18 protein-coding genes are annotated in these 15785 nt (G+C 67.2%); 12 read left to right on the forward strand and 6 right to left on the reverse strand.

The features are described from left to right. Positions 1–38: 38 nt before the first annotated feature. Positions 39–551 carry a methylated-DNA--[protein]-cysteine S-methyltransferase gene (locus ACIN94_RS03800; protein WP_400699180.1) on the reverse strand — a complete coding sequence of 171 codons (513 nt, stop codon included), beginning with the start codon at positions 549–551 and terminating at the stop codon, positions 39–41. Between the two features lie 187 nt (positions 552–738). Between ACIN94_RS03800 and ACIN94_RS03805 the strand changes: the two genes are divergently transcribed. From ACIN94_RS03805 to ACIN94_RS03845, 9 genes are all read left to right on the forward strand, one after another. Then, positions 739–1293 carry a Na+/H+ antiporter NhaA gene (locus ACIN94_RS03805; protein ID WP_400699182.1) on the forward strand — a complete coding sequence of 185 codons (555 nt, stop codon included), beginning with the start codon at positions 739–741 and terminating at the stop codon, positions 1291–1293. A 462-nt stretch (positions 1294–1755) separates the two neighbouring features. Next, a complete protein-coding gene (locus ACIN94_RS03810) occupies positions 1756–2358 on the forward strand; it encodes a TetR family transcriptional regulator (RefSeq protein WP_400699184.1) in 603 nt (200 codons plus the stop codon). 84 nt (positions 2359–2442) lie between these two features. Then, positions 2443–3939, forward strand: a complete 1497-nt coding sequence (locus tag ACIN94_RS03815; RefSeq protein WP_400699187.1) for an FAD-dependent monooxygenase — start codon at positions 2443–2445, stop codon at positions 3937–3939. Positions 3940–4315: 376 nt separating this feature from the next. Then, the gene (locus ACIN94_RS03820) at positions 4316–5488 is read left to right on the forward strand and encodes a cytochrome P450 (protein ID WP_400699189.1); all 1173 of its coding nucleotides are present in this window, start codon (positions 4316–4318) and stop codon (positions 5486–5488) included. Then, on the forward strand, positions 5485–5673 hold the full coding sequence (locus ACIN94_RS03825) for a ferredoxin (RefSeq protein WP_061261667.1): 189 nt from the start codon (positions 5485–5487) through the stop codon (positions 5671–5673). Before ACIN94_RS03820 ends, ACIN94_RS03825 begins: the two co-directional genes overlap by 4 nt. Then, a complete protein-coding gene (locus ACIN94_RS03830; RefSeq protein ID WP_400699192.1) occupies positions 5670–6812 on the forward strand; it encodes an NAD(P)/FAD-dependent oxidoreductase in 1143 nt (380 codons plus the stop codon). Before ACIN94_RS03825 ends, ACIN94_RS03830 begins: the two co-directional genes overlap by 4 nt. Before the next feature lie 83 nt (positions 6813–6895). Then, positions 6896–7747 (forward strand): LysR family transcriptional regulator, encoded by an 852-nt coding sequence (locus tag ACIN94_RS03835; protein ID WP_400699955.1) that lies wholly within the window; start codon positions 6896–6898, stop codon positions 7745–7747. Positions 7748–7798: 51 nt separating this feature from the next. Continuing rightward, positions 7799–8017 carry a hypothetical protein gene (locus ACIN94_RS03840; protein WP_400699195.1) on the forward strand — a complete coding sequence of 73 codons (219 nt, stop codon included), beginning with the start codon at positions 7799–7801 and terminating at the stop codon, positions 8015–8017. Between the two features lie 147 nt (positions 8018–8164). Beyond that, on the forward strand, positions 8165–8287 hold the full coding sequence (locus tag ACIN94_RS03845) for a hypothetical protein (RefSeq protein WP_400699198.1): 123 nt from the start codon (positions 8165–8167) through the stop codon (positions 8285–8287). A gap of 447 nt (positions 8288–8734) precedes the next feature. Here ACIN94_RS03845 and ACIN94_RS03850 read toward each other — a convergent pair whose 3' ends face one another. After that, positions 8735–9049 (reverse strand): hypothetical protein, encoded by a 315-nt coding sequence (locus tag ACIN94_RS03850; protein ID WP_400699200.1) that lies wholly within the window; start codon positions 9047–9049, stop codon positions 8735–8737. Between the two features lie 43 nt (positions 9050–9092). Here ACIN94_RS03850 and ACIN94_RS03855 point away from each other — a divergent pair, with 43 nt between their 5' ends. Beyond that, complete coding sequence (locus ACIN94_RS03855; RefSeq protein ID WP_400699203.1) at positions 9093–10094, forward strand: sigma-70 family RNA polymerase sigma factor; 1002 nt, start codon at positions 9093–9095, stop codon at positions 10092–10094. A 63-nt stretch (positions 10095–10157) separates the two neighbouring features. After that, positions 10158–10517 carry a VOC family protein gene (locus ACIN94_RS03860; RefSeq protein WP_400699206.1) on the forward strand — a complete coding sequence of 120 codons (360 nt, stop codon included), beginning with the start codon at positions 10158–10160 and terminating at the stop codon, positions 10515–10517. Between the two features lie 423 nt (positions 10518–10940). Here ACIN94_RS03860 and ACIN94_RS03865 read toward each other — a convergent pair whose 3' ends face one another. Continuing rightward, complete coding sequence (locus ACIN94_RS03865; protein ID WP_400699209.1) at positions 10941–12074, reverse strand: FAD-dependent oxidoreductase; 1134 nt, start codon at positions 12072–12074, stop codon at positions 10941–10943. Positions 12075–12136: 62 nt separating this feature from the next. Here ACIN94_RS03865 and ACIN94_RS03870 point away from each other — a divergent pair, with 62 nt between their 5' ends. After that, entirely contained in the window at positions 12137–12589 is a 453-nt protein-coding gene (locus tag ACIN94_RS03870) for a MarR family winged helix-turn-helix transcriptional regulator (protein WP_400699212.1), read from the forward strand. A 172-nt stretch (positions 12590–12761) separates the two neighbouring features. Here ACIN94_RS03870 and ACIN94_RS03875 read toward each other — a convergent pair whose 3' ends face one another. The 3 genes from ACIN94_RS03875 to ACIN94_RS03885 form a co-directional block, all read right to left on the reverse strand. Beyond that, positions 12762–14006 carry an NAD(P)/FAD-dependent oxidoreductase gene (locus ACIN94_RS03875; RefSeq protein WP_400699215.1) on the reverse strand — a complete coding sequence of 415 codons (1245 nt, stop codon included), beginning with the start codon at positions 14004–14006 and terminating at the stop codon, positions 12762–12764. A 38-nt stretch (positions 14007–14044) separates the two neighbouring features. Next, positions 14045–14317: a 2Fe-2S iron-sulfur cluster-binding protein gene (locus tag ACIN94_RS03880; protein ID WP_400699217.1), complete on the reverse strand. Its 273-nt coding sequence runs from the start codon at positions 14315–14317 to the stop codon at positions 14045–14047. Positions 14318–14514: 197 nt separating this feature from the next. Next, positions 14515–15771: a cytochrome P450 gene (locus tag ACIN94_RS03885; protein ID WP_400699220.1), complete on the reverse strand. Its 1257-nt coding sequence runs from the start codon at positions 15769–15771 to the stop codon at positions 14515–14517. Positions 15772–15785: the final 14 nt, after the last annotated feature.

A 15785-nucleotide genomic window follows, 5' to 3' on the forward strand; every position in this document is an offset into this window, starting at 1 on the left:
TGACGACATACTTTCGGTGACAAACGTGAGGTTTACGGTCAGAACAACCGTCCAGCGCTGACCGCAGGCGGCTCCTCAAGCTCCAGCAGCGCCTGCTTGCGTTCCAGTCCGCCGGCGTATCCGGTGAGGGAACCATTGGAGCCGACGACGCGGTGGCACGGCACGAAGACGCACAGCGGGTTCGCACCCACGGCCTGTCCGACCCGTTGCGCGAGACTGCGGTCTCCGACCTGCTCGGCGATCCGACCGTAGGTGGTCGTGTCACCACACTGAATGCTCTTCACGATGTCCCAGACGGCGTGCTGGAACGCGTCCCCCTCGGCGGCGAGCGGAAGATCGAACTGCCTGCGCCGACCCGCCAGGTAGTGGTGCAGCTGTCGGGCAGCTTCGTTCAGCAGCGGGTCCGTGGAGCCGGCCACCTCGGGGCCGAACGTCTCCTGCGAGGGCCGGCGGACGTGGTGCCTGAAGTACAGGCCGGCAATCGTCTCGCCCTTTGCAACGAGCGTGATCGGTCCAAGGCGGGTCTCGATCACGATGTGTCGAGTGCTCATCTGCGTTTCCCTTCTCCTGGCTGGTAGACGTGCGCCGCCCGCAGAACGTGAGATTTCAGATGGTGTCGTTGCCGGTCGCCGTGCTAGTACGACGTTCCTTACCGGAAGTACAGCTCCATCCCGGTCCTGGCATCAGGAAGGCAGGCCCGACAATCTCGGTTTCCCTGCAGCGCGTTCGCAACCTCCGTTGAGGAACGGAGCACTAGCCGTCCCCGTCTTCGCCTTCTTCGCCGCCGGCGTGAACCTCGGCGGGCTCAGCAGACTCGCCGAAACGCTCACCACCCCGGTAGCAGTCGGCATCACAGCCGGGCTGCTGGCCGGCAAGCCCATCGGCATCCTGGCCGCGACCTGGGGCCTCACCCGCTTCACCCGCGCCACCCTGGACGAGGGTCTGGCCTGGATCGGAGGGGACTTCGGCGGGTTCGGCTGCGGGTTCGGGTCGGTGCCGGCGTCGCCAGATGTCGAGAAAGTGGTCGTTGGCGACGGTGATCATGAGGGCCACCAGCAGAGTTTGCGCGACCCGGCCGTGCGCGAGCCGGTTCTTGGGCTCGCTGAGATCGAGGTCATGGCCCTTGATACGGCCGTTGATCCCCTCGGTGTTGGCCCGGACAGCCGCATAGGTGCCCGACCAGGAGGGGCTCAGGTAGGGGAGGCCTGCCGGAGCTTGTCCAGGTGGCTGAGGTCGCCGGGGCGCAGGGTGATGGATTTCTGGCGGCAGATTTTCGGCTCCTCGTCCAGCTGACCAGCGTGGGCGGGCAACAGGATGCGGGGCTTGGCGGCCGTGTGGGCCGCCCGTCTGCGAGGGTCGGCCAGATCTACCACGGCTGGTTTGCCATCGCGTGCCCGATGGAGCCGGTCGAATCGAGGACAGCTCACCGAGGGGGAGGTGCCCGCAGCGGGGCATTGCAGCCGGAGCGCGCCGTGTGCGCCGGCGTTCTGCTTGCGTTGCAGCAAGTAGGGCTCGCGCGCCGCCGCCGATCAGATCGCCGCGGTAGGCGCGCGGAGTGTGCCCGGAGGCGCCAGCGTTGACCAGATCGGTGAGGAAGTCATCGAGGTGCCGGGCGAGCGAGTGCGCGCGGCCGAGCCGCTCGATTTGGCGACGCGAGGAGGAGACATCGAGCAAGGCCGCCGCATACATGCGAGCCACGCATTTTTGCGTGACTCGCATCTTTGCGTGGATCGCAAATTTGGGTAGAGTGTTCGCGTGGGGCTGAGAGAGCGCAAGAAGGAAGAAACCCGGATCGCGCTGAGCTGGGCGGCGATCAAGCTGACCGTCGAGCGTGGCTTCGACAACGTCAAGGTGGAGGACATCGCCGCCGAGGCGGGTGTCTCGCACCGCACGTTCAACAACTACTTCTCCAGCAAGGGCGAGGCGATCGCGGCCAGGCACTTCGACCGAGCGGTCCAGATCGCCGACGAGCTGAGGTCCAGGCCGGACGGCGAACCTCTGTGGGAGGCCATCACCAACGCCGTGTTCGCCCGGTTCGCGCTTGGCATGCAAGAGGCCGAGCGCCCGGCCGACGAGCGCTGGATCGCCGGGGTCAAGCTGATGACCCAGCATCCGGAGCACCGGGGCGAGTTCCTCAAAGCCCACACGGCCGCGCTGGATGCGCTGGCCGCGGCGGTCGCCGAGCGCACCGGCACCAATGCCGATCGTGATCTGTATCCGCACCTGGTCGCCGGCGCGGTCGGCGCCACCATACTCGCGGCCATCCACCTGTGGCTCCACGGCGATGCGCCGGCACCATTCGAGGAACTGCTACGCGACGCTCTCGGCCAGGTCGCCGCCGGCCTGCCCACGCCCTGACCCTTCCCAGACCTTTCCCATCTTCCCTATCGAGGATCAGCCGGCCTGCCGCCGGTCGATCCGTCATGCCCAGAAAGGAGCACCGTGATCGCCGATGTCGTCATAGCCGGAGCCGGGCCCAACGGCCTGATGCTGGCCTGCGAGCTCAGCCTGGCCGGAGTCCGCCCCCTGGTCTTGGAGCGCCTGCCAGAGCGCACCCAGGAGAACCGCGCCAACGGCCTGGTCGGCCAGGTGGTACGGATGCTCGACCGGCGAGGCCTGTACGAGCGGCTCGCTGGTAACCAGGACCCACCGCGGCCCGCTCCCGGATTCGTCTTCGGCGCGCTGCCCATCGACCTGAGCGTGCTGGACGACAACCCCCTCTACATCCTCCAGGTTCCGCAGCGCAGGATCGAGCAGATGCTGGAGGAACGGGCCGTCGAACTCGCCGTCGAGATCCGGCGCGGCCACGAGCTCACCGGATTCACCCAGGACGCTGATGGCGTGACCCTCCAGGTCAGCGGGCCGGCCGGGCCGTACACGATCGAAACGCGCTACCTGATCGGTGCCGACGGCGGGCACAGCATCGTACGCAAGCTGGCCGGGATCGCCTTCCCCGGCGTGACGACCGACGACACGATCGCGCGCACCGCGCACGCCGTCGTGCCGGCCGAGCTCGTCGATCCGGCCACCGGCGGCCTCGACATTCCCGGGTACGGACCCATCCCGCCGTTACTGCACCACCGGACCGACCGCGGGTTGTTCGTGTACGCGCCCCTGCCGGGCGCCCCCGCACCGTTGATCTCCACTATGGAGTGGAACGGACAGGATGCCGAGGGGCCGCTCACGCTCGCGGAACTGCAGGCCAGCGCCCACCGCGTGCTCGAAGTCGACATCGCCTTCGGCCCGCCCGACGGCCAAGGGCCGCACTTGATGCGCAAGCTCAACGGCGGCAACACCCGCCTGGCCGAGCGTTTCCGAGACGGCCGCGTGCTACTGGTCGGCGACGCCGCCCACGTGCACTCGGCGATCGGCGGGCCCGGGCTCAACCTCGGCCTGCAAGACGCGGTCAACCTCGGCTGGAAACTCGCGGCCGACGTGCGCGGCATAGCTCCCACCGGTCTCCTCGACACCTACGAGTCCGAGCGACGCCCGGTCGCCGAGCGGGTGGTGATGTCCTCGCGCGCCCAGTCCGCACTGATCGCCCCGGGCAGCGAGGTCACCGGCCTGCGCGCGCTGTTCACCGAACTCCTCGGCGACCCGTGCAATGTCCGCCGTATCGCCGACCTGATGTCGGGCGCCGACATCCGCTACGACGTGGGCGTCAACCATCCACTGGCCGGTCGGTGGGCTCCCGACCTGGACCTCAAAGACGGTGTCCGGCTCGCCGAGCTGGCCCGGGACGGCCGCCCGCACCTGATCGACTTGACCGGCGGCGACTGGGGATACCCCGCAACCGCGGCACTGCCCGGCTCCGCTGTACCGTGCACGGCGCTGCTGCTGCGGCCCGACGGATACGTGGCATGGGCCTCCGACGTCCCGCAGCCGGACGCGGAGTCCCGCGCATCGCTCCGGACGGCGATCCAACGATGGCTGGGATGACCGGATGGGCGCACCTCGTCCTAGGTGAGCACCTGAGCTGGGCTTTTGCGATCGTGACTATTTGATCGGAAAGGTGTCCGGAATGCGGCGAAACCCACATGCAGGACCCGCCGATGACGCCCGGCCGTACCCGACAGCCCGGGAAACGATCAACTCCTGTCCGGGAAGCGATCTCTGACGACGCCACTGCTCCGCAGGTCATTGGTGGCGGGGCGGATCGCTCGCGAGGTGGTGGTCTGCTGTCTGCCCTGGGCGTCGGAGGATCTTCCAGCCCGTGTGGGGATCTTCCAGCCCGTGTGGCACATGAATTTCATGCATGTAACAGCATGTAAAACATTCACTTGCTTGATATGAGGCCAGCCACTTCACTGAGGGCATGACCACCCCGTCTACCTCCGACGTCGACCTCTTCGCCGACGAGGTCGTACTCGACCCGTACCCCGTCTACGCCGAACTGCGGGAGCAGGGCCCCGTCGTCCATCTCCGGAAGAACGATGTCTACGCGCTGACGCGGTACGCCATCATCCGTGATGCACTCTCGGACTGGGAGTCGTTCTCCTCGACCTCGATCGCATTCAATCCGATGACCAACGAGGCGCTCACCGGCACCTCGCTCGCGTCCGATCCGCCGGTGCACACCCAGCTGCGCGCCACGCTCACCGAGAACCTTTCACCGCGTGCGCTGCGCGGGCTCAAGGGCCGGATCGAGGCGAAGGCGGACGTTCTCGTCGCCGAGCTCGTCGAGAAGGGCTCCTTCGAGGCCATCGACGCCCTCGCTCGGGCCTTCCCGCTGGAGGTCGTCGCGGACCTGATCGGCTTCAGGGGCCACGTGCGCGACAACATGCTGTGCTGGGGACAGGCCGCCATGCAGGTCATCGGTCCGATGAATCAGCGCACGGCCGAGAGCTTCCCGATCGCCGGCGAGCTCTACGAATGGTGCTCCCAGGTCAAAGCCTCCGACCTGGCCGAAGGGTCCGTGGGCCGCGGCATCTTCGACGCCGAGGCACGTGGCGCCATTCCGCCGGACACGGCCGGCCACATCATCCACCAGTACCTCGGTGCCGGCGTCGACACCACCGTGGCGGCGATCGGCAACATCGTCGCCCTCTTCGCCTCGCACCCCGATCAGCTCGATCTGATCCGCGAGAACCCGTCACTGGTACCGGGGGCGTTCAACGAGGTGCTGCGCTTCTGGCCTCCCATCAACGCCTGGGGCCGGCGCGCCACCAAGGACGTCGACATCGACGGGACCGTCATCCCGGCAGGCGCACAGATCGCGGTCCTGCTCGGCGCCGGCAACCGCGACCCCCGGCACTACGAGAACCCGGACGCCTTTCTCGTCGAGCGCAATCCGGTCGACCATCTGTCGTTCGGCTACGGCCCTCACGGCTGCGCGGGCCAGGGACTCGCGCGCCTGGAGGCTCACGCTGTGATCGAAGCGCTTTCCCGGCGCGTCAAGCGCCTCGTCGTCGGGCCCGAGGTCCGTGTTCCCAGCAACATCACCCGGAGCATCGAGGAGCTCCCCGTCCTGGAGGTGATCCCCGCATGAAGATCGTTCTTGACCGCCCCCGCTGTGAGGGCCACGGCCTGTGCGAGGAGGCCGCCCCGCAGCTCATGCACCTCGACGACGACGGCGAGCTCGTGCTGGACCGCGAGGAGGTCGACGAAGCCGACGCCGCCCTGGCGAACGCCGCTGTCCGCGTGTGTCCGGTCGCGGCGCTGAGGATCGCATGAGCGGGGGCACGATGGACCGTGTCGTCGTCGTCGGCAACGGGATCGCCGGGCTGACCGCGGCCGACACGCTCCGAGAGGCCGGCTTCGACGGCGAGCTGACCATCGTCGGCGACGAGCCGCACCCGGCGTACAGCCGCCCGGCCCTGTCGAAGGCGCTCCTGCTCGACGGCGACGACATGTCGTCGCACGAGCTTCCGCCGACCAGCCACGCGGCGACCGAACTTCTGGGCGTACGTGCGACCGCACTCGACCTCGATCGTCGGCTCGTCACCCTCAGCGACGGCACGGCTCTGCCGTACGACCGCGTCGTCCTGGCCACCGGCTCCCGGGCGCGACGGTTGTCCGACCTTTCCGAGGAACTCACCCTGCGCGGACTCGATGACGCGCTGTCCCTGCGCAGCCGGCTGGCGGCCAGGCCATCGGTCATCGTGGTGGGCGGAGGCCCGCTCGGAATGGAGATCGCCTCGGGGTGCCTGGCCGCCGGCTGCCAGGTCACCCTCGTCTCCCAGGGCGTGCCGCTGATCGTCCAGCTCGGTCCATACCTCGCCGACGTCTTCGTCAAGGCCGCGCTGGACCAAGAGCTCACCATCGTCGAGACCGGGTCGGCACGGCTCGAACGGCGTGAGGGTAGTGCTCGGGTCGTCCTTGACGAGGGTGCGGTCCTCGAGGCGGAGATGATCATTACCGCCGTCGGCGACGTACCCAACACGGAATGGCTCGCGGACACGGGACTCGCGGCGAAGGGCGCCATCCCGGTCGACTCGCGTGGGCTGGTCCGGCCCGACGTCGCGGCCATCGGTGACCTCGCGGCTTTCCCCACTCCGTACGGCCTGCGCCGCATCCCCCTCTGGAGCAGTGCGATCGAGCAGGCGAAGGTCGCCGCCAGGGCACTTGTCCGCGGCGACGACGCGCCGCCGCTCCAGTTCCAGCCGTACTTCTGGACCGAGCAGTTCGGGCTGAGCCTCAAGGCGGTGGGCTATCTACCGCTGGAGGGGGAACCGTCGTACGTCGACGGAGAGCCCGGTGGCGGGCCGGCGTTGATGCGCTGGTCACACGATAACGGGGCCGGTGTGGCCGCGGCGCTCAACTACCGGGTCCCGATTCCCCGGCTGCGTCGTATGAGTCAGGCAGCCGCGTAAAGTTCCTCTCCATGGGAGACGACGGAGAGGGCGCCACAGGTTCGGGGTTGGACCGGCTGACATCGGTCAACCTCAACCTGTTGGTGCCCCTCCTCGCGCTCCTGGAAGAGCGTTCGGTGACCAGGGCGGCGGAACGAGTCGGTCTGTCACAGCCGGCGATGAGCCACGCCCTCGCGAGAATGCGGCGTCTGCTGGGGGACGACCTCGTCGTCCGGCAGGGGGCAGGCGTCACCCTGACCCCGCGGGCACAGGAGCTGATCGCGCCGCTGCGCAGTGCCCTGCAACAGACGGCACGCATCGTGAACTTCCCCTGCTTCGACCCCGTCACGGATCAGCGTGTCATCACGATCGCCATGACGAACAGCACGGCGTTCGTCGTCGGCCCTCGACTGACGCGGCTCATTGCCGAGCGTGCTCCTCGCGCCACGTTGCGTATACGTACGATCACGGTGCCGACCGAGGCCACTTTCACCGACAAGGGCGTCGACGTCGTGCTGCTCTCCGAGGGACACTTCTCACCGTATCCGCGCGAGCGCCTCTACAACGACCGCTGTGTGGTGGTGGCCTCACCGGACACGCCACCGGACGCGAACGCGCTCGACCTGCTGACCACACAGCCGCACATCGTCGTCGACACTGATCGGCGGGTCTTCCCCTATCCGGTGCTGGAGGAGAAGGGGATCCCCTATCGTGTCGGCCTGTTGATCTCCGACTTTCTGCTGGTACCTTTCCTGGTCGCACGCGCGGGCGGCGTCGCTCTCCTTCGCTACCAAGTCGCCGCCGCCATGCGGACACTTGCCGACCTGCGGATCGAGGAGTTCCCGTTCCCGCTTCCCGGGCTCGGGATCGACATGGTCTGGAACCCCCGACTGGCTGATCAGTACTTCATCGAATGGCTTCGGGCGCTACTGTTCGACGTCGCAACGCATCTCTGATGCTCGCCACGGCTTGATCAACTTCTTGGCGACTCGCTAAGGTTGGGCGCTTTGACCGCTCCGCCCTCCCGAGAGATGGCCATGCGTCGCTACCGTTTCGGCTTTCCCGACCTGTCATTCAACGGCCGTGCGGGTCACTACCGGATCCGCGTGCACTACGACTGGTTCAAGTGGAAGGGACTGCAAGGGGGCGGCCAACGTCTGCTGATCATGGCGTTCCCCGGAAAGGGGGACAAGCCGGTCACGTACCGCAAGCCGCCCAAGCGGTGAGCACGCCTCAGGCCTGCCCGGCTTGGCCACCCGCTTTCCGATCAGACGGGTCAGGACGACGCCTACGCCGCCCGCGCCTGGCACAACTTCCTCACCACGCCCCTGCCCTGGGAGTACGCTCACGACCGCGACTGATCGGCCGGGAAGGTGGACACCACGCTCACCCCGTCCTCCTGCGTGCCGTGGGTCTTCACCCCGTTCACCGCGTTGTTCGCCCTGTCGGGCATCCAGCGCCTCGTCCTCCTCGGCGACAAGCTGCCGAGGCTGTGACATAAGCCGATCTCGGCAAGCGATCGTGGCCATCACCTTCCTCGCCACGATCACCATCCGTTGTACCTCGGCATAGCTTCCGGAATGACACGATTCCGGAAGGAGACTCCGGGAGTGACCTCTGGAAACACAACGCCGGAGATCTCGCGGGGCCCCGGATCAGCTTCCGGAAACACAAGTCGGTCGCGGGCGGTCATGTTGCCCAGTCCGTATGCGATCTCAGCGTGTTCCTCGGCGGCTGCGTCGTCGACGCCTTCTCGGTCTCCACCGTGATGATCTGCGGCGGGCTGACCGCTCTGCTCATGGTGGTATCTCTATGGTCGCTCGCCAGGCGTCGCTGAGTCCGCGTCTTGCATCCCCGCAGCCCTCGCCACCCACAGGAGCCCTAAGCCGACCAAACAGTCTCGATCCCCGGGAAACGATCAACTCAGATCCGGGAAGCGATCTTCAGACCCGTTCGGGCAACCTCAGCCACATGTCGGATTGGCCGACGATTGCCTGAGCGTCGGCCAACCGGAGGCCCGCGCCGGCACAGCAGTAGGCCACGGCCTCATCGTGATAGAGGTAGGCGGCGAGGACTTCCTCGGCTGGTCCGCCGGCGGATACCCAGCCACCGCCGGGATGCGGGTCCCAGGCCCCGATGACGCCGCTGCGGGTGATGCTCCCCTGATTGCCGCTCTTGGGGTTGGCATACAGCCCGTAGCAGACGGTGCCTGCCGACAGACGCTCTGTATGGGTACGAGCGCAGAGCCGGAAAGTCATCGGTCGCCGCCGTAATGTCGGTGATGGCGCGTATGGTCAAGGGGTGGTGGAGACCTTGACCGGTGAAGGCTCCCGGCTGGAGCCGTTTCGGGCCGAACTGACCGGCTACTGCTACCGGATGCTCGGCTCCGGCTTCGAGGCCGAAGACGCGGTGCAGGAAACGCTGCTGCGTGCCTGGCGGTCGTTCGATCGCTACGACGAGCAGCGGGCGTCGCTACGAACTTGGCTCTACAGCATCGCCACCAACATCTGCCTCGACATGCTGCACAGCACACAACGCCGGGCCCTGGCCATGGATCTCAGCCGGGCGGCGGATGCCGGGTCGGGCATCGGCGAGCCGGCGTCGGAGCGGATATGGATCCAGCCGATTCCGGACAGGCTTGTGCTGCCGATGGACAGCGATCCGGAAGGGTTGGCCGTGCAGCGCGAGACGATTCGCCTGGCGTTCGTTGCCGCGCTGCAGCACCTGCCGCCCCGGCAGAGGGCTGTGCTGATCCTGCGCGATGTGTTGTGCTGGAAGGCCGAGGAGGTCGCACACCTTCTGGAAACCACCGTCGCCTCGGTGACCAGCGCGTTGCAGCGGGCGAGGTCGACGCTCAAAACGGTTGACGTCATGCCCGGTGAACCGTTCCGGCCGTCCGACCCCACCCAGCGCGAGCTGCTCACCCGTTATTGCAACGCGTTCGAGCATCACGACATCGCCACGCTCGTAGCTCTGCTTCACGAGGATGTCACGATGTCGATGCCTCCCTTCACCTGGTGGCTTCGCGGCCGTGATCAGATCAGGCAGGCGCTGCTGCACCCGGACGCGTCCTGTGAAGGCGCACGCCTCGTTCCGGCCGCGGCGAACGGCTTGCCGGCGTTCTGGCAGATGCGGTCTGGCCCCGACGGTGTCTACACGCCCTTTGGGCTGGTCCTCCTCCATGTGTTCGAGGGTCTGATCAGCGGCATCACCACATACCTCGACACCGACCGGCTGATCCTGCTTTTCGGCTCTCCGGCCAATTCCTTCCAGCCGCCGGAAACGCTTCCGTCACGCCGATGAGTTTCGTGACGCCACGGCGTATCACTGTGGACAGCGGCTCAAATGCAGACCGGAGGAGTGGACATGACAACTGTCCAGCCCATCATCATCACATCCGACCTGGCCCGACTGCAAACGTTCTACGAGCGCCTGTTCGGGGCGGTGCAAGTGCACCGCTTCCCGGACGATGGACCCGTCTTCTTTGTGGGCCTGAAGTTGGGCGACTCGGAACTCGGACTGGTCAACGAGGCGGCGACGGACCTGTCCGCAGCCCAGCGGATCCTGCTGAGTGTGGACGTCGACGACGTCAACGGCTTGCTGGACCGGGTCGAGGCGGCTGGCGGACGCGTGCTCGGCCCATCGACCGATATGCCATGGGGACAACGAGTGGCCCACGTCCACGACCCTGACGGAAACATGGTCAACCTGACCCAACCCCTCTGAGAAAGCGTTGTGTACTGGCAGCGTCCCGGTGGAGTCGCGGCTCGGGTTGGTGGAGGGCTACCCGGCCTGGCTTGGCTGGGCCGGTCTCGTGATCGGCGCGACGACGGCCGCCGCCTCCGTGGCGCTGCTCCTGCGCGAGGACCTGTTTCCCGGGGTTCTGCTCTACGGTGCGCTGGTGTCCCTCATCGCGCAACTGTGGAGCCTTGCCCTCGGTATCGCGATGTGGCGTCAAGCCCGCAGAAATCCGCCATTTCAGACCCCCTCGTCTCCACCAAGGCCAAGGCCAAGGGCCGGTCCCGGTAGCCGGGAGCAGCTCTTTTGATCTTCTGAGTGACTCGTCTCCTACGAGCATGAGGAGCCCCTTCAGTACCTCGGCGGAGAGGCCGTGCGGGAGATCATCGTCGCCGACCTCGGCAGCTGCGGTCAGGCGGACTGCACGGCAAGCGCGGTAAGGCGGTTGCTGTAGCGGGCGAGCATGGCGGTCTGGGACGTTTCGGGGAACAGCCGGCCAATCAGTGGTGGGATGCGCCAGTTGGCGGGATTGCGCCTGGCCAGCCCGGAAACCAGAGATATGTGTGGGTAGCGGGCCTTCTCGTAGGCGCGCAGCCGTACCGCCGGATCGTCGCCGTCCTTGGCGAGCTCGCGCCCGAGCACCCACGCGTCCTCGAGGGTCTGGTTGGCGCCCTGCCCCAGGGTGGGTGGCATGGTGTGGGCGGCGTCGCCGACCAGGGTGATGCGGCCCTCCCCCCACACCTGACGGACCTTGTTCCAGTGGTGCCCGAAGAATTCGAGGTCGTCCTCGGAGGCGGCGGCGAGCACCTCGGGGACAGGCGATGCCCACCGCCCGAAACGGCGCCTCAGCTCGGTCAGTGGTGCGGCGGGCCGCTTGTCGGTGGATGACCAGCGCACGTCGAACCACCACTGCAGCAGGCCCTCCCCGGCGGGCATGAGCCCGCACGAGCCCTCTCGCCCCGTGATCATGAGATGGTGGTGGGTGCTGGTGAGAGCGATGTCGATCGGGCTGAGGCCCTGCCATGTGCCGAAGGTCGCCGGCCGGACGGCGCCGTCGCCCCACAGGCAGCGCCGTACAGCCGAGTGGTGGCCGTCAGCTCCGATGAGCAGGTCTCCTGTGGCCGTCGAGCCGTCGCTGAAGGTCGCCGTGACCCGGTCATTGTCCTGAGTTACGCTCTGGCAGCTCATGCCGTAGCGGATGAGGTCGTCGGGCAGCCCATCGGCCAGGCGTTCCTGCAGGTGACGGCGGGGGATCGCCTTGGTCGGGAAGCCGTAACGGTCGGCTGCGTGGGCGATGTTCATGCTGGTGCGCAGCCGGCCGTCGGCGGTCAGCGCGTCGATCCTGTCGATGCGGGCACCGGTGCCGTCCAGGCTGACGCCGAGATCGTTCAGTATGGCAGTGCCGTTGCTCCAGATGAGCACCGCCTTACCGCCCGTCCGCGGGGCCGGAGCCTGCTCGAAAACCCGCACCTGGTGACCGGCGGTCAGCAGCCCGCGTGCGACAGCCAGGCCACCCACCCCGGCGCCTATGACAAGAATCTCCATGTCTTCTCCAAGTCAGAGTATCTTCGATACGAAGATATATCGTAGTGGAGTAGATTGGGGAGGTGGTGGACAAGCATCCAGAAGAGGCCGTTTTCCGCGAGTTCCTGATCGCGGTCCTTCTGCACAACGAGGCGGTCGCCGACCGGCTCGGCCTGCAACCGGTCGACGTCGCCGCCGCCATCCTGCTGGAGATGCGCGGACCACTCGCCGTAGGGGCGATCTCCGAGGAGCTTGGGCTGCCGTCCGCCTCGACAACCCGGCTGATCGACAGGCTGGAGAGGGCGGGCTACGCGCGACGGGTGCGCGGCGAACGTGATCGGCGCACGGTCACCGTGGAGCTGGTCGAGGGCGGCATGGACGATTACGATGCCGCCTGCGAGGCGTCCAGGCGGCACCTGGAGGCGCTCGGCGCGCACTACGGACCGGAACAGGTGCCGGTGCTGTTGGGTATGTTCACCCGCGTCGCCGAGGCCTATCGATCGGCCACCAGGGAACTGCGAGAGGACGCGACCTGAACCACCCCGGACGAGGAGATCGCCGAAATGGCCGGGTGGGATGTCGCAGAGGTCGCCCGGTGTGTCGGACTCGCCGACAGCTGAACCCAAGGCCCGTTGAGGACGGCCGGACCGTCGGCTTCGCCTCGGGTGATGACACGCTTCACGTCCAACCTCGACGGGCCAGGCAAGTTCAGGCGACCGGCTGGCGGGTCAGCAGTTCCTTCAGCGGGCGGCTCGTGTCGGCCAGCATGCTCGCCTTGACGTTGGCGCCATGGTCGACGAGGGCCTTGCCGTGCGCGAAGTCCGCCGCGGTGTTGACGCAGTCCAGCGCGATGATCCGGCCGCCGGAGAGATACGCCACCGTGAACGTGCCGCTCTCCGGCGTGCCGCGTACGACCAGCTCGTCGTATTCGGACACGATGCCCACGGTCTTGAGTCTGACCTTGAACTGGTTGGACCAGAACCAGGGCACCACCCGGTACGGGCGGGGGTCGCCGGCGATGTCAGCGGCGACGACCTTGGCCTGTTCGGTCGCGTTCTGGACCGATTCGAGGCGCATGCGCCGGCCGCCCGCGAACGGGTTGGAGTGGCTCGCGCAGTCGCCGATGGCGGAGATCCCGGGCAGGTCCGTACGGCAGAACTCGTCGACTTCGACGCCGTTGCCACAGGCGGCTCCGGCACCGGCCAGGAGCTCTGTGTTCGGCAGCAACCCGACGCCGACCACGACCAGATCGGCGGGTACCTCCGCGCCGGTGTCCAGCACGATGGACCGTACCCGGCCGTCGGCGCCGCGCAGTTCCCGTACGCCGGTGCCGAGCCGCACGTCGACGCCGGCGCTCCGGTGCAGGTCGAGGAAGAAGTCCGAGATCACCGGGGAGGTCACCCTCGCCAGCAGGCGATCCTGCACCTCGATCACCGTGACCTCGATGCCGAGCGTCCGGAACGCGGCCGCGGCCTCGAGGCCGATGTACCCGCCTCCGATGATGACGGCCCTCTTGACCCCGGGAAGCTCGCCCCTGAGCGCGTCGAGGCCGACGATCTCGCGGATGCCGTGCACGCCCGCGAGGTCGTGTCCGGGCACCGGAAGGGCTCGGGCGCGCCCGCCGGCCGCCCACACCAGCCGCCCGTACCCGATCTCGTCGCCGGCCTCCGTAACGACCCGGCGCTCGCCGGGCCGTACCTCGGTCACCCGTGAATCGAGCAGAAGCTCAACCGGCGATTTCTCCCAGTAGGCCGCCGTCCGGAAGGCGATGTCGTCGAACGACTCGGAGCCCAGGAGATACCCCTTGGAGAGCGGAGGCCGCTCGTAGGGAATCGCTGACTCGGCGCTGACCAGAGCGACAGAGCCGTCATAACCGCCTTTCACCAGAGCCGTGGCCAGATGTACTCCGCCATGGCCGGCCCCGACGATCACGACATCATATTCACGGTTCATCCGTGGTTCCTCCCCCTTCAGAGCGCGGGTGCCGGCTGTCACTCATCCGGCACGATGACCCGAAGACCGTCGAGGTCCTCGTGGAAGACCAGCTGGCAGCTCAGGCGGCTGTTCGGCCGGGCTTCGTCGATGACGTCGAGCATGTCCTCCTCGTCGTGGTCGCGTTCTGGCAGGTGCTCGACCCATTCCGCGTCGACGTAGACGTGGCAGGTACCGCAGTTCATTTCGCCACCGCACTCGGCTTCGATGCCGGGGATGTCGTTGTTCACGGCCGCCTGCATCACGGACTGGCCGGCGATCGCTTCCGCCATGCGTGAGCCGCCTCGCATGTCAGAAAAGTTGATCGTTGCCATTGGTGCCTCTCACTTCACGGTCTGGTGAATTAGACGCCATTCTTTCCGCGCGACGTGGAAAGAATGGCGTACATCTTTCTTCGAAAGGTGTATTAATGCATGTCGAATGCATTTTTCTGGTTATTTTTATGCATTAAGTGCACAGGACTGCTGGGTCAGGCCGACACCGCGGCACGCGGGGTGAACTTCACGGGGAGGCGCTTGAGTCCGGTGGTGTTGTCGGAGGCCACCCACTCCGCCTCGCCGTTCGGGGACAGATCCGGGAACGCGGCGAAGACCTTCTGTAGCAGCACCTGCAGTTCGAGGCGGGCGACGTTGCGGCCCAGGCAGATGTGCTCGCCGTCGCCGAAGCCGAGATGCTTGTTCGGGGTGCGCAGGATGTCGAACTCCTGCGGGTTGTCGAAGACGGTCTCGTCCCGGTTCGCCGAGACGATCCAGCCGACGATCCAATCGCCCTTCTTGATCTTCTTGCCCCCCAGCACGGTGTCGGCCGTGGCCACCCGCAGCCGGTTCTTCGACGGCGTCACCCAGCGGATGATCTCCTCCACCGCGCTCTTGGCGACCGCCGGGTTGTCCCGGATGAGCCGCGCCTGTTCCGGGCGCGCCATCAACTCCATGATCCCGATCGCGGCCGCGTTGCGGGTCGTCTCGAGACCACCCGCCACGACGGAGAAGGACATCCAGCCGGCCTGGCGCTCGTCGAGCAGTTCGTCGCCGACCTTGATGTTGGCGATCAGGCTGGCGAAGTCGTCCGCCGGGTTGCCGCGGCGGGCCATCGTGTGCTTGTAGACGTAGTCGTAGAGCGCAGCGGACGCTTCGACGACGGCCTGGGTGGGATCCATGCCCTCGGCGAGGAACTCCGGGTCCTGCGGATGCAGCATCGTCAGCGTGATCTTCCGCAGGTCGGCCCAGTCCTCTTTCGGCACGCCCATAATCGACAGGAACAGGTTCACCGGCAGCTGGGCGGCGATGTCCTCGACGAGCTCCGCCTCTCCGTTGGGCGCGATCTTCGCGATGATGTCGTCGACGATCGACTCGCAGGACTCGTGCATCTTGGCCACCGCCGGCACGCTGAAGTGCTTGTTGAACGGGCGGCGCAGGCCGGCGTGCCCGGGCGGGTCCGCGACGACCAGCTGGACGTCGTAGCCGAGCTTGTACCGCTCCTCCTCGGTCAGGTCGCGGCCGTCCGGGGGCAGGTGCGTACCGGCCGCGCTGCTGAACAGCTCCGGCTCGTCGAGCAGCCGGAGGCAGTCCTCGTAGCGGGTGACCGACCAGTAGCCCCGGGAGTAGCTGCCCGTCGTCCAGTGCACCGGGTCTTCCCGCCGCAGCAGCGTGAAGAGCTCGTGGAAGTGCGGGCCGGCGAAGTACGCCGGGTCGGTGAGTTTCGCGTCAACGTCGTTCCAGTCGACCACGATGGTCGTCCTCC

Source organism: Streptosporangium sp. NPDC087985 (genome assembly GCF_044741965.1).
GTDB lineage: Bacteria > Actinomycetota > Actinomycetes > Streptosporangiales > Streptosporangiaceae > Streptosporangium.

Bases quoted from the DNA above. Each gene is read 5' to 3' on its own strand.
- ACIN94_RS03800 (WP_400699180.1), bottom strand. From the start codon at position 551: ATGAGCACTCGACACATCGTGATCGAGACCCGCCTTGGACCGATCACG.
- ACIN94_RS03820 (WP_400699189.1), top strand. From the start codon at position 4,316: ATGACCACCCCGTCTACCTCCGACGTCGACCTCTTCGCCGACGAGGTC.
- ACIN94_RS03825 (WP_061261667.1), top strand. From the start codon at position 5,485: ATGAAGATCGTTCTTGACCGCCCCCGCTGTGAGGGCCACGGCCTGTGC.
- ACIN94_RS03830 (WP_400699192.1), top strand. From the start codon at position 5,670: ATGAGCGGGGGCACGATGGACCGTGTCGTCGTCGTCGGCAACGGGATC.
- ACIN94_RS03850 (WP_400699200.1), bottom strand. From the start codon at position 9,049: ATGACTTTCCGGCTCTGCGCTCGTACCCATACAGAGCGTCTGTCGGCA.
- ACIN94_RS03860 (WP_400699206.1), top strand. From the start codon at position 10,158: ATGACAACTGTCCAGCCCATCATCATCACATCCGACCTGGCCCGACTG.
- ACIN94_RS03865 (WP_400699209.1), bottom strand. From the start codon at position 12,074: ATGGAGATTCTTGTCATAGGCGCCGGGGTGGGTGGCCTGGCTGTCGCA.
- ACIN94_RS03875 (WP_400699215.1), bottom strand. From the start codon at position 14,006: ATGAACCGTGAATATGATGTCGTGATCGTCGGGGCCGGCCATGGCGGA.
- ACIN94_RS03880 (WP_400699217.1), bottom strand. From the start codon at position 14,317: ATGGCGGAAGCGATCGCCGGCCAGTCCGTGATGCAGGCGGCCGTGAAC.